Annotated in this window: 9 protein-coding genes and 1 tRNA gene; 1 reads left to right on the top strand and 9 read right to left on the bottom strand. The window is 55.9% G+C overall.

The genetic code is table 11. The features are described from left to right. Positions 1-82 precede the first annotated feature (82 nt). The 9 genes from DWV57_RS07465 to DWV57_RS07420 form a co-directional block, all read right to left on the bottom strand. On the bottom strand, positions 83-3,085 hold the full coding sequence (locus tag DWV57_RS07465; protein WP_005942785.1) for a glycoside hydrolase family 3 protein: 3,003 nt from the start codon (positions 3,083-3,085) through the stop codon (positions 83-85). Positions 3,086-3,138: 53 nt separating this feature from the next. Next, the gene (locus tag DWV57_RS07460; RefSeq protein WP_005942787.1) at positions 3,139-5,058 is read right to left on the bottom strand and encodes a glycoside hydrolase family 2 TIM barrel-domain containing protein; all 1,920 of its coding nucleotides are present in this window, start codon (positions 5,056-5,058) and stop codon (positions 3,139-3,141) included. A gap of 262 nt (positions 5,059-5,320) precedes the next feature. Next, positions 5,321-6,604: a GHKL domain-containing protein gene (locus DWV57_RS07455; protein ID WP_120020404.1), complete on the bottom strand. Its 1,284-nt coding sequence runs from the start codon at positions 6,602-6,604 to the stop codon at positions 5,321-5,323. Beyond that, complete coding sequence (locus DWV57_RS07450; protein ID WP_005942793.1) at positions 6,601-7,311, bottom strand: LytTR family DNA-binding domain-containing protein; 711 nt, start codon at positions 7,309-7,311, stop codon at positions 6,601-6,603. The genes DWV57_RS07455 and DWV57_RS07450 overlap by 4 nt, the downstream gene beginning before the upstream one ends. A 417-nt stretch (positions 7,312-7,728) precedes the next feature. Then, complete coding sequence (locus DWV57_RS07440; protein WP_112149188.1) at positions 7,729-8,247, bottom strand: ClbS/DfsB family four-helix bundle protein; 519 nt, start codon at positions 8,245-8,247, stop codon at positions 7,729-7,731. Between the two features lie 151 nt (positions 8,248-8,398). After that, positions 8,399-8,644 (bottom strand): hypothetical protein, encoded by a 246-nt coding sequence (locus DWV57_RS07435; protein ID WP_120020403.1) that lies wholly within the window; start codon positions 8,642-8,644, stop codon positions 8,399-8,401. A 323-nt stretch (positions 8,645-8,967) separates the two neighbouring features. After that, positions 8,968-9,159 (bottom strand): hypothetical protein, encoded by a 192-nt coding sequence (locus DWV57_RS07430; RefSeq protein WP_120020402.1) that lies wholly within the window; start codon positions 9,157-9,159, stop codon positions 8,968-8,970. A 339-nt stretch (positions 9,160-9,498) separates the two neighbouring features. Beyond that, positions 9,499-9,574 (bottom strand) — tRNA-Val (locus DWV57_RS07425). Between the two features lie 67 nt (positions 9,575-9,641). After that, a complete protein-coding gene (locus DWV57_RS07420) occupies positions 9,642-10,244 on the bottom strand; it encodes a TetR/AcrR family transcriptional regulator (protein ID WP_120020401.1) in 603 nt (200 codons plus the stop codon). A gap of 255 nt (positions 10,245-10,499) precedes the next feature. Here DWV57_RS07420 and DWV57_RS07415 point away from each other — a divergent pair, with 255 nt between their 5' ends. Further along, positions 10,500-12,599: an MMPL family transporter gene (locus DWV57_RS07415; protein WP_120020400.1), complete on the top strand. Its 2,100-nt coding sequence runs from the start codon at positions 10,500-10,502 to the stop codon at positions 12,597-12,599. Position 12,600 lies beyond the last annotated feature (1 nt).

Below are 12,600 nucleotides of genomic sequence, written 5' to 3'. Positions count from 1 at the left end.
TGTCTTTGATAAAAAGCGGCAGCCCGCCCCGCCTTCGGGGCAGGCTGCCGTAACATTGGGTCAGGGATCGTGCAGACCGGAATTACTTCTGGTCAACAGCAGGAGCGGTGTCTGCCAGCTCCTTCTTGCGCTTGAGGGCCTTGCTCAGCTGCCATGCGCACAGCACGGTCAGCACAGCCAGCACGGCGATCAGTGCATAGATCGCAGTCTGCCACCAGGGCAGCACGGTCTTGAGCGTATCGCTTGCAGACCAGCCGTTCATGGCGTTGGAGTTGACCACGGTGTACAGGATGTGATGCATTGCATTGCGCATCTGGGTCACGATGTAGGCATCGTTCTCGTAGTTAGCAGCCTTGGTGGTGTGGATCTTGGGCATCGGGCTGTCCCAGATGTCGGAACCGGCGATCAGGCCGTCCACCAGATCCATGTACTGGCTGGAGCCGGAGAAGTCGGTGATGCACATGCCGCGCATGCCCAGCTCCTCACGCAGGAAGCCGTTCAGCAGGTTGGAGTTGGCACCGCACCAGGTTGCGCCCCAGCGGTTGAAGCCGGTCATCACGCACCATGCGCCGCCATCCGTGATGGCCTTATCGGCCACTTCCAGATAGATCTCGCGGGCGGTCTGCTCGTTCAGCCAGGTGTTGACACCACGGCGGCTGGTCTCGGAGTCGTTCAGGGCAACGTGCTTCAGGTAGACATACACGCCCTTGGACTGGATGCCCTGCACCTCGGCAGCGCAGATGGTGCCGGCCACAAAGGGATCCTCGGCGTAGTACTCGAAGTTACGGCCGGAGTAGGCGGTACGGTGCATGTTGATGCCGGGGCCGTACAGACCGGAGTAACCCATGGCAAGGCAGTCCTCACCGATGCACTTGCCCACTTCGTTGATCAGGTCCACATTGAAGGTGGCAGCCATGACATCCTCGGAGGTGTAGCACATGGCGGATGCACCGCCGGTCAGGGCAGCGGTCAGGCCCTGCGGGCCGTTCTCGTCCTTGGTAGCGGTCTTGCCGATGGAGGCAGCCGCTGCAGTGTTGTGGAAGCCCAGAGTGATGGTGTTGACCATCTCATCGAAGGTCAGCTGATCCAGCAGGGTCTCCCATTGGGGATCGTCGAAGTCCTTGCCGATCATGGAAGCGAGGGTCAGGCCGTTCTTGGCACCCAGAGTGGGCATCTCGACGCTGTCGGCCTCGGTGCCGTCGTACTGGGTAAAGGCCAGATCTGCAGCCAGCGTTTCGTTGGCGGTCAGGGCTGCAGGCTGGGTGGGAACCGTGCCGGTCCAGTCGGAGCGGCTCATCCAGGTCACGCTGCCGGGAGCATCGCTGCTCTTGTTGGGGTCGGACTCATCGAACAGGTTGGTGATGGCAGTGCCGTTGGCGCTGGCTGCATAGGTGGTGGCATCCAGTGCCTCGTTGGTCCACTTCCAGACCAGAGAAGTATCGCCGTCCTCGGTCATGCGGCCATTGGTGCCGGCCACGGTGTAGCCCTTGGCAGCAAGGATGTTGTTGACAGCGTTGTGAGAATCGGTAGCAGCGGTGAAGTAGTAGTCACCGGCATCCAGAATGTAGGTCTTGGCGTTGTTTGCGTCGTAGGTGCGCAGCTCGCTCTTCTTCACGGTGATGGTCACATCCTCGGAAGCGCCGGGAGCCAGCACATCGGTCTTGGCAAAGCCGCACAGCTCTGCAGCGGCCTTCTCGATGCCGTTTGCCTTGTCGTAGTCGGTGTAGGGAGACTGGAAGTAGACCTGCACGGTCTCTTTGCCGGAATAGGTCTTGCCGGTGTTGGTGACCTTCAGGGTGACGGTGAAGGCATCGTCAGACTCGGTCACATTGAAGTTGCTGTAAGCAAAGGTGGTGTAGCTGTCGCCGTAGCCGAAGGGATAGGCAACGGTGGTGGCCCAGTCATAGTCGCCTGCCTTGGCAGTGCCCATGACCACATCCTCGTAACGGGTCTCGAAGTAGCGGTAGCCCAGATAGATGCCTTCCTGATAGACGCTGTACATGCCCTGCACATCCGCACCCTCGGTCAGCAGGTTGTACTCTGCCGCGTTGGGGTAAGCCTGGGTGTAGAAGTTGTACATGGCGGGGTTTGCCAGATTGTCGTACAGGTAGGTGTCCACCAGAGAGCCGGAGGGGGTCACAGTGCCGGCGAGCAGCTGGCCCACACCGTTGATGCCGGTCTGGCCCACATCACCGATCCACATGGCGGCATCAATGCCGTAGTCCTCGCCGCAGATGGCAGGGTTGAGGAAGTCCATTTCCAGTGCGTTGGAGCTGTTGATCAGGACGACGATGGACTTGAAGGTGCCGTTGTCCTTCAGTGCCTTCAGGTTCTTCAGCAGCTCGATCTCTTCAGCAGACAGCTCCAGATAGTTGCCGCTGCCCTCGGAACCGGAGATCCAGCTGTCGTTGGTGCCGTTGGTGCCGCTGGGCAGGTCTGCACCCTCACCGCCGGAGCGGGAGAACACCACGATGGCAGCATCGCCGTACTCGGCAAAGCTGCTCTCGGCGCTGGACAGTGCGCTCCACGGAGCTTCATTGACAGCGTACTGGGTGTTTGCTTCCAGCGTATCCGAGATGGAAGCCGGGGTAACGCGGCTGTAATTCGTCATCATGCTGTCGGACTTGTACAGATCCCACAGCGTCTGGTTGACCTGAATGCCCTGAGCTTCCAGTGCTTCCTTCAGGTTGGGGGCCTTGCTGGTATCCACGGAACCGGAGCCGGTGCCGCCGTACATCAGGTCCACAGAGCCATGGCCGAACAGGCTGACCTTGGCGCTGCCTGCCAGCGGCAGGGCAGCGTTGTCATTCTTCAGCAGGGCAGCGCCCTCGGCCTCAACGGTGGCGCACAGCTCTGCTTCGTAAGCCTCGCGCTCTTCGTCGGAAGTAAAGCCCGCTTTGAAGTATTCGGTATCTTCCGTAGTGTCGCCCTTGATGATCTTATAGGTCGATGCATTCAGAGCAACGTTCAGGGTGGTGGCGTACTGATTTGCGATCATGTTGCCCACGATGGCGGCGATGGTCAGGATCGCCGTCAGTGCAGTGAGTACCGACCACAAACGTACTTTGGGTTTCTTGGTATTCATTGGTTCTCCTCCTTTTCATGTATAACAACCGCCAGACAGCGGAATGTCCTTGTTTATACCCAGTTCGCACTCTTGGACTTGGTTTTCACCAGCTTGTAGCTGGGGTTCGGCTCTGCCACACTGCGGAAGGATGCGGTGTCGATGCAGTCGCCTGCAACCGCCTTCAGCTCCACCTTGCCATGCAGCGGCACGCGGAACCTGAAGATGTGCTCGCCGGTCTGCTCTGCCAGCTTTTTGCCGTCCGCATACAGGGCGACGGAGTTCTGGTTGGAGTAGACCTTGACCTCGATCTCCTTCTCGGTGCGGTCGGTGAACCGCTTGGAGCAGATGTGGACGAAGTTTTCCTCACTCCACCATGCTTTATAGAGGTAGAAGCTGTCCTTTTTGGTCTTTCGGTCAAAGGTGACAAGACCCTTGTGGTTCATGCCCGGCTCGCCGCCCTGATCCCGGGCATCGGCTGCAAAATCGAACATGTTCCACACATGGGTCGCCCACAGCCACGGGTGGCGATCAAAGCACTTCAGCATATACTCGTGGTACTTGGCCTGATATTCCTCGGTGTGGTCGCCCCGGCGGGGGTGGGCACTGTGGAGGTTGGGCATGCCCTCGGCACCGTACTCGGAAAAGCCCAGCGGACGGTTGGGGTATACCAGATGGAAAAAGTCTATCCACAGGTCATTCAGGAACAGCCCCGGCACATACCAGCCCAGATACAGGTTCCAGCTGACCAGATCGGTGATGTGTGCCACCGGGTTGAAGGGGCCGCACATGGCGTAGCAGGCCAGCGTGGTCAGGCGGGTGGAATCCATCTTGTGGCACAGTTCGTTGAGCACCCGATGGTTGTCCAGCATATCCGCCTTGTCCTTGGTGGAAATAGTGATCTCGTTGGACACACCCCAGCAGACGATGGAGGGGTGGTTGTAGTTCTGGTGGATGAGCTCCTTCATCTGGCTGATGGTATTTTCCCGGCCATTGGGCAGATGCTCGGAAATGTAGGGAATCTCTGCCCAGACCACCATGCCGTACTGGTCGCACAGGTCGTAGAAATACTGGTCGTGCTGGTAGTGCGCCAGCCGGACGGTGTTTGCACCCAGCTCCCGGATCAGCGCCATGTCCTCATCATGCATCTCCCGGGTGATGGCGTTGCCCAGACCCTTGCGGTCCTGATGGCGGGACACACCGTGAAGGGGATAGGGCCTGCCGTTGAGGAAAAAGCCCTTCTTTGGGTCTACAGAGAAGCTGCGCAGGCCCACCTTGGTGGTCACTTCATCCACCGGCTTGCCGTCCTGCAGCAAACGAACCACACAGGTGTACAGGTAGGGGTCCTTCACGCCGTTCCACAGGTGGGGAGCATCCAGATGGAGGAAAGTATTTTCGCCTTCGCCCTTTGCAGCGGTGCGGCCCTCAGCATCCAGCAGCTCCACCGTCACGGTGCCGCTGCCTTCCACCAGCGTTTCCACCCGGATGTCGGCGCTGTTCTCCTGCAGGGCCGGGGTGATCTTCACGCCGGTATCGCCAAAATGTCCCAGCGCAATGTGGTTTTTGTTCACCACCAGCAGGCTCACATCCCGGTAGATGCCGCCGTAGAAGGTGAAGTCTGCTTTCTGGGGGTAAACGCGGTCGTTGACGCTGTTGTCCACCCGCACCGTGAGCTGGTTCTCTGCCTGCAGCAGCTCCGTGACCTCTGCCCGGAAGGTGGAGTAGCCGCCGTCATGGGTGCAGAGCTGCTGACCGTTCAGCAGCACGGCGGCGCTGGCGTTGACGCCCTCAAATTGCAGCCATACCTGCTGCTGTGCCGGGTCGTACACCGGTGCTGCAAAGCGGGTGCAGTAGGTGCAGCAGCCCCGCCAGTAATCGTTGCCGCCGTCCTGACCGTCCCTGGCGTTCCATGTATGGGGCAGCTCTACGGCGGTGGTAACGCCGTTCGGGCCGGTAAACTGCCAGTCCTTCATGAGCTTTGCAATACTACGCATCCGATTCCTCCTGTTTTTGCTGTGGTACAGTGATTTTTTTTCGTTTTTTGCTCTTTGTCATTATTTTATCAGAGTGGCCGTATTTCGCAAGATGCGTGCGAAAATCGGTCGTTTTGCGTGCGCATTCGGTTTTGGACTGCCAAATGTGAACTGATATATTTGTAAGTTTTTCACAAGCAGATGTATCCAACAAGCCGCAAAAAGAAAACCGCCGCAGTCCTTCCGTTTCCGGAACTTCTGCGGCGGCTGCCGTTTTCTTAACTTATTTTTGCAGCGGAAAGATGATCTTTTCCGCAAAAAACTCTCCCTGCTCTTCCAAGGTCAAAGTGCCTTTGTACTTCTGCACGATGCGCCGGATCACCTTCAGCTCGTATTGTGCAGAGCGGTTTGCCTGCTGTTCCGGCGGGCGCAGCGGGCTGATGATGTTCACCACCACAAAACCCTGCCGCACACAGACCAGCAGATCGATGACCCGGCACTCCGGCCGGGAGACCTGCACGGAGCTTTCCACGGCGTGATCCAGCGCATTGGCAAACAATGCGTACAGATCCCCCGCTTCAAAAAAGCCCAGACAGCTGCCGTTTGCCACGGCATTCAGCTGGATGCCCCGGGACTCGCACAGCAGGCTCTTCTCGGTCAGCACCACATCCAGCACCTCGTTGCCGGTGTTGCGGTTCGCGTCATACAGGCGGGCCGCGCGCTCGGCCTCATCAATGCGCTCCTGTGGTACCGCTTCGGGCGACAGCTTGCGGAGATTGGCGATCTGCACCTTCAGCTCATGGCAGCGCTTGTTAATGATCTGCACGTTCTGCCGGGCCACCTGATATTGCTGGCGCTGACGCTCGTACAGCAGATTCAGTTCACTCATCTCTTTTTCCATGGCAGACTTCTTGAACAGCTCGCTCTGGAAATACAGCAGGGTGATAAAATAGAACTGCCCGATCAGAATGGTAACGGCAAGGCTCGGCGGAGTATGTTCGGCGCGGGAATTGTCCAGCACGGCTGCCTGCACCATGAACAGGATGCCAATGAAGAACGCACTGAACAGCTGCCGGGGCCCGATGTGGTATTCTCCTTTATAAGGAAGCTGCCGTGCCAGCAGGATGTACACCGCCGCAAAGAATCCCGCCCCGGACAGCAGCTGTACCAGAACCGCCCAAGGGGAAGCCATGTTCAGCGGGTGTCCATACCGGGTAAACTGCAGCTCCAGAAAGCACCAGCTCTCGTAGGCGCACTGCGCGATGAGCAGGCTCCATACTGCGCAGTACAGGGCACCTTTTTTATTGATATCCGTACACAGATAGATCATCCCGCCCAGCAGCGCAAAAAAGGAAACGTAAAGTACCAGCAGCAGGAGCTGCTGCTGCCACAGTGTTGTGGACTGTGCCAGCGGGTCCAGCAGCTGCGCCAACAAAAGCAGCGGGAGCAGCATCCCGCAGGCACGGGCCCAGAAATGGGGCCGATGCCGCAAAGGCAGACAAAAGACCAGCGCCGCGCCCCAGCGCAGCAGCGCCCGGAGCAGGCTGTTCAGCAGCGATGTGGTCACAGCACACCTCCCATGTAGGACGCTACTGCGGTAAGAAAGGCCGTGCGCTGCCGTCGGCTGATCTCCAGCCGGTCGTTTTTCACAAGGGCAAAGTCGTTTTCAATGCCCTTGACGTAGGCCAGATTGACCAGATAGCATTGGTTGCAGCGGACAAAATGATACTCGGCAAGCTGCTTTTCGGCACTTTGCAGGCTGGCGCGTGCCGCGAACTCGCCTTTGGAGGTATGGTAGTACAGCATCCGGCTGTGGGTCTCCAGATAATAGATATCAGCAGTATCCAGCAGCTGGATGCCGCCGCCCGCCAGCTGCAGCACCACCTGCCCGCCTCTGCGCCGCTGCACCCGCTGGATGGCGCGGGAAAGCTTGGTGCAGAACTGATAATAGTTCACCGGCTTCAGCACATAATCCAGTGCATCTACCTCGTAGCCCCGGATGGCATACTGTGCCATGTTGGTCACAAAGACCAGCACCACATCCGCATCCACGGCCCGGATGGCTTCGGCCGCTCCAAAACCGTCCAGCCGTGGCATCTCCACGTCCATAAAAATAATGTCGAATCCCGGCGTATAGTGCTCTGCGATCTCGGCACCGTCTGTGATGAGACTGATCTCCACCTGCAGGCCCTGCTCCTGCGCATATTGCCGGACGAACCGGTTCAGGCTTTCCCGTGTTTCTTCCTGATCCTCTACGATCGCAATTTTGAACATCCTGCACCCACCTTCTCTCTGCGTCTGATCGCCGTATGGCTCTTTTTATTGAAACACACTTTTCTATGAAATGCAATGGAAAACCTTGCGGGGAAAACAGATGTGGTTCCCATCCTGTACCGCCCCCCACAAATAAAAAATCCCCAGACAGCCGTCTGAGGACTTTTGCGGCAGTGCACTGCCAAGGGCAGGCGAACCTGGATTTATTCCAGATACTGCGGCAGATTCCACGTACCTCGCAGCACACGGTGGATTTCCACGCTCTTGCTTTCATCGTTGACGCGATAGAACACCAGACGGGACATCTCCTGTCAGGAATATTGCATCACAAAATGACTACGGGCGCAAGGCTGATGATTCTTGTTGGGGCGTGCGGAGCCCCAAACCCTGCTGGAAACGAGTACGGCAAACTGGAAGTTATAGTGCTATCTTTTTCCATTTTCTAATCTTAGTTCTAAATGTTCCGAACGGAGCAACCGTGTTAACATGTATAAACTTGTATACTTCCCAGACTGCTGTTTTGGTTGATTCATCGGCCCACTTTCTCATATGTGGCTCGAATAACTCTTCGTCGCTTAATGAGTCAATCATTTCATAAATCGAATTAATATTCTCTCTCAGCATATCTTTCAACTCCTGCAACGACAGATAAGCATATGTATCTGTAAACCATTGATATAATTCGCCAAGCTGATTCCACTTGAAATCATCCGAAGGAGTCTTGACATGAAGACCATTTCTTTCGTCTGATTCCCATTTAAGAACAAGAGTTGTCCAGCCAACCTGGTAAGCAAGATTTTCTGCTGGAGTTCTGTCAACTTCCTCAACTCTCTTATCTTTTAATGATTCCGGAATAATATCAAATTCTGAAATGTACTTTGCGAAACTTTTATTTATCTCGTTCTTAAGTTCATCTTTATTCTCGTATGTTCTCACTAGTCTATCTCCTCAAATTCCGATTTGTTGAACTAAGCCGAGTATATCACACCCGCCAAGTAAAGAACACTCCCGATAAAGTGAAATTTGCAGGCTGGAAAGCGCAGAGCCGCCCTGTTCGAGCCCTGTACCGTCCACAGCACTCGAAACTTTATGCAGGCATCTCGTTGCTGCGTTCGGTGCGCTTCAAGCCAAGGAATGGCGGAACATCTGCGCGTTTCAACCCCTGCTCATGAGCTTTTCTGAGTTGATACTCATGCAGGGCGATGCTGTCCAGCAAATCACGCTGATTCTGGGAAGCTGCATAATAGTCCACACCGAACTGTTTGCAGACAGCGCTGAGCTGGTCAAGCATTTCAATGGCCGTAGAGGACATCCGTTTGACTTCAATATCCATAGCAAGAACACCTTTCAGGAGAGATAACGAAACTGCGGAAAATTTTCAAGAATGTCGATGGAAAACATAGCAGGCAAGAATGTCGATGGAAAACATAGCAGGCAAGAATCGTCCCGTGGCCACAAATTTTCAATTCTTGAAAATTTTCTGCCCATCCGGGACTGCACTTCTGCAACGCTCCCGCGTTTTTGAAGTGGCCCTTGTCGGGGCAAGGCCCCTCCATCTTGCTGGCGCAAGACCGGGCTGCCGCTCAAACGCCCCACTGGGGCGTTTGTTGCTACGCAACCGCGGTCCTGTTGGGGCGTGCCTGCCCCAAACCCTGCTTAGTAGTAACTATAATACGGCATACAAACTGCAACCAGAATAAACAGGCTGACCGCCGCAGCCAAAGCATACTTCAAATCATTTGGACCATCTTTGACCGTTTCCCGAATTGCGAAAAGCAAAGAAAACACAAAGACAAAGGGGAAAATCCACCAGATTTTCACAAAGACACGCATAACCAAAAAATCCATCTTTAGCTCCTTTCAGCCTTTTTATTTCAGTGTGGCGATACCATTTTCTGAGCCGAGTATACCATACCGCCAACCGAAAGACTACCCCCTATATGCCAGAACTTTCCCTTTTTCCTGCGTACGTGCGTACGGACTGTGTACGGACGTACGCAGAGATTGACCTAAAACGCGCAATATGGGGATGCCGAAGAAAAAGGCAGGACACCACCGCCATGGTGATACCCTGCCTTTCCTCGTTCTTGCTTACCGTTCTGCGTACTCCCGCCGTAGAACTTCCTGTAAACAAAAAACGTACCCGAACCCTTTTTCATAAAGAATCGGGTTCGAGTACGAACTGTTTGGTGGACGGTACAGGACTCGAACCTGTGACCTCCTGCACGTCAAGCAGATGCTCTACCAGCTGAGCTAACCGTCCATAAGTCATATCGACTTGAATAGTTTACCACAGCCTGTGAAAAAAAGCAATACTTTTCTGTGATTTTTTATTTTTCCACCTTCAGCGACCTGCGGACGATATCGTACAGCACCGGCTTCATGGCCTCGATGTCATCGGGCTTGCCCTCCAGCACGCTGGAATAGCACACCGACATGCACATGCTGCCCAATGCTGTGATGCGCTGATAGATCTCCCGCTCGGTGCGGCCGGCCATTTCCGGGCTGGTCAGCACCACGTTCAGCAGCTTGCGCATCAGCGGCTCGGCTTCGCGGCTGGCCTCGATCTGATCCAGCCCCGGCCAGATGAAGTTGTGCTCCAGAAACTTGAGCACCAGCGTGTCCTTTCGCAGCGCTTCGATGATATGGTCGATCACCGCCACCATCTTGTCCGGGAAGTTTTCGAGCTCTGTCTGCTTTTCCACCGCTTCGCACGCGTCGCTCAGCAGCTGGTAGCTCACCCGGCCCAGCAGCGCCTGCATCACCGCACCTTTATCCTGAAAATACAGATAAAAGGTGCCCTTGGCCACCTTGGCCCGGCTGGTGATGTCCTCCACGCTGGTTTTTGCGGTACCTCGCTCCAGAAACAAATCATAGGCTGCCTCCAGCAGTGCCCGGCGCTTCTCCTGCTTTTTGCCCTCCACGGTACCCATTTTTCCTGACGATTCCTCTTTTCCTCTTGTTTTCTCTCGCTCATTCGTGCTGTCTCAATTATTTTAGCAGTCCTTTTCCGATAGTGCAAGTCCAAAAAGCTATACAATTTCAGGCAGTTGATAAGAAAACTGACTTTTGGTCATTTTTGTCCTTGACACCCGGTCCGTCATGATTATAATAGATTTTGCTTAGAAATGACCGATAGTCATTTTACTAAGATCCTTTAACCAAACCACTTTCTATGGAGGGTTCTCATGAAAAAGATCGCACAGGGCATCGTGCGGTTGCGCAAGCTGATCTTAACAGCAGCATTCCTGCTGTTGATCCCTTCCGCGATCGGCGCGATCGCCACCCGCATCAACTATGACATCCTCACCTACCTGCCGCAGGATCTGGATTCCATGATCGGCGAGGTAGCCCTTGAGGACGATTTCCATCTGGCCTCCACCGGCATGATCACGGTAGAAGGCTTACCCACAAACGAACTGATCGCCATGAAGAAGGACATCGAGGCTGTTCCCGGCGTGACCCAGACCTTCTGGCTCAGCGATGTGATCGACCCCAGCATCCCCACCGAGATGCTGCCCGCCGATGTGCAGCAGTTCATGTTCGGCAAGAACGATTCCACCATGCTGATCGTCCGCTTTGATGCCCCCAGCGCCAGCGACGAGACCATGGAAGCCGTCGCTCAGATCGAAAAGCTGCTGCGCAAGGACTGCTTCTTCGGCGGTATGAGCGTTATCCTGCAGGACACCAAGGCACTGGTCAATCAGGAAATGCCCATGTACATCCTGATCGCCGTGGGTGCCAGCCTTCTGGTGCTGTTCCTTTCGCTGGAAAGCACCATCACCCCGCTGCTGTTCATGCTGGGTCTTTTGTTCCCCATTGCGTACAACTTCGGCACCAACATCTTTCTGGGCCAGATCAGCTACATCACCGAAGCACTGGCCACCGTGCTGCAGCTGGGTGTCACGATGGACTTCTCCATCTTCCTGCTGCACCGCTATCAGGAAGAGAAGGAGCTGCGCTCTTCCAACGAGGAGGCCATGTCCAGCGCCATCTGCAAGACCATGACTTCCATCTCTGCTTCCAGCCTGACCACCATTGCAGGCTTCCTTGCACTGTGTGCCATGCGCCTGACGCTGGGCCGCGATATCGGCCTTGTCATGGCAAAGGGCGTTGCCCTCGGTGTCATCTGCACCGTGGTCATCCTGCCCTCCCTGATCCTTACCTTTGATAAATGGGTGGAAAAGTACAAGCACCGCACCGTGATCCCCAAGCTGAAAAAGCTCAGCTACTTTGTTTCCAATCACTCGGTGCCCATCGTGGTTATCTTTATCCTCATCCTCATCCCCTTTGCCATCGCGCAGAACAAGACCGAGGTGTACTACACCCTGTTTGACTCCCTGCCGCAGGACCTGACCGGTATCGTGGGCACCAACAAGCTGGGCGAGGACTTCGGCATGACCACCAGCCACTTCATTCTGGTGCATGACGACCTGACTGCCACCGAGGTGAGCGACCTGTGCGATGAACTCAAGGACGTGGACGGCATTACGCAGGTCGTGAGCCTGGATTCCATCACCGGCCCGGGCTTCCAGACCGAGCTGCTGCCCGACAGCATCATGGAGATCCTGCAGTCCGGCGGCTACAAGCTGATCCTTGCCAACAGCTCCTATAAGACCGGCACGGACGCCATCAACAACCAGCTGGACGAGATGATTTCCCTCATCAAGACCGTTGACCCCGAGGGCGTCATCACCGGCGAGGGCGCCATGACGAAAGACCTGATCGAAGTGGCAGATGTGGACTTCAAGAATGTCAACGTCTGGTCCATCATGGCCGTTCTGGTCATCATCGCCGTTTCCTTCAAGAGCATTTCCATCCCGGCGCTGCTGGTGGCCAGCATTGAAGCCGCCATCGCCATCAACATGGGCATCCCGTACTTCACCGGTACGCAGCTGCCCTTCATTGCCAGCATCGTCATTGGCACCATCCAGCTGGGTGCTACCGTGGACTACTCCATCCTGATGACCACCCGTTACCACGAGGAGCGCGCCTTTGGCCGCACCCCGAAGGAAGCCGCCCAGCAGTCGCTGGAGCACTGCAGTCAGTCCATCCTGACCAGCGGCCTGACCTTCTTTGCCGCCACCGTCGGTGTGGCTGCCATCAGTAAGATGGAGCTGCTGAAGAGCATCTGCCTGCTGATCTCCCGCGGCGCGCTGATCAGCATGGTGGTCATTCTGGTGGTGCTGCCCGCAGCCCTGATGCTGTGCGACTGGATCATCCGCCACACCACCCTCAAGTGGATGGTACCCGAATCCGCCAACGCCAAGAAGTCTGAAAAGGAGTAAT

It is taken from the genome of Faecalibacterium sp. AF10-46 (assembly GCF_003604105.1).
Classification (GTDB): Bacteria; Bacillota; Clostridia; order Oscillospirales; family Ruminococcaceae; genus Faecalibacterium; species Faecalibacterium taiwanense.
The sequence above is the reverse complement of the archived record's forward strand: the minus strand, read 5'-3'. Positions and strand labels throughout refer to the sequence as shown.

Coding starts and splice junctions, on each gene's coding strand:
- DWV57_RS07420 (WP_120020401.1), bottom strand. CDS start 10,244: ATGGGTACCGTGGAGGGCAAAAAGCAGGAGAAGCGCCGGGCACTGCTG.
- DWV57_RS07415 (WP_120020400.1), top strand. CDS start 10,500: ATGAAAAAGATCGCACAGGGCATCGTGCGGTTGCGCAAGCTGATCTTA.
- DWV57_RS07430 (WP_120020402.1), bottom strand. CDS start 9,159: ATGGATTTTTTGGTTATGCGTGTCTTTGTGAAAATCTGGTGGATTTTC.
- DWV57_RS07435 (WP_120020403.1), bottom strand. CDS start 8,644: ATGGATATTGAAGTCAAACGGATGTCCTCTACGGCCATTGAAATGCTT.
- DWV57_RS07450 (WP_005942793.1), bottom strand. CDS start 7,311: ATGTTCAAAATTGCGATCGTAGAGGATCAGGAAGAAACACGGGAAAGC.
- DWV57_RS07465 (WP_005942785.1), bottom strand. CDS start 3,085: ATGAATACCAAGAAACCCAAAGTACGTTTGTGGTCGGTACTCACTGCA.
- DWV57_RS07460 (WP_005942787.1), bottom strand. CDS start 5,058: ATGCGTAGTATTGCAAAGCTCATGAAGGACTGGCAGTTTACCGGCCCG.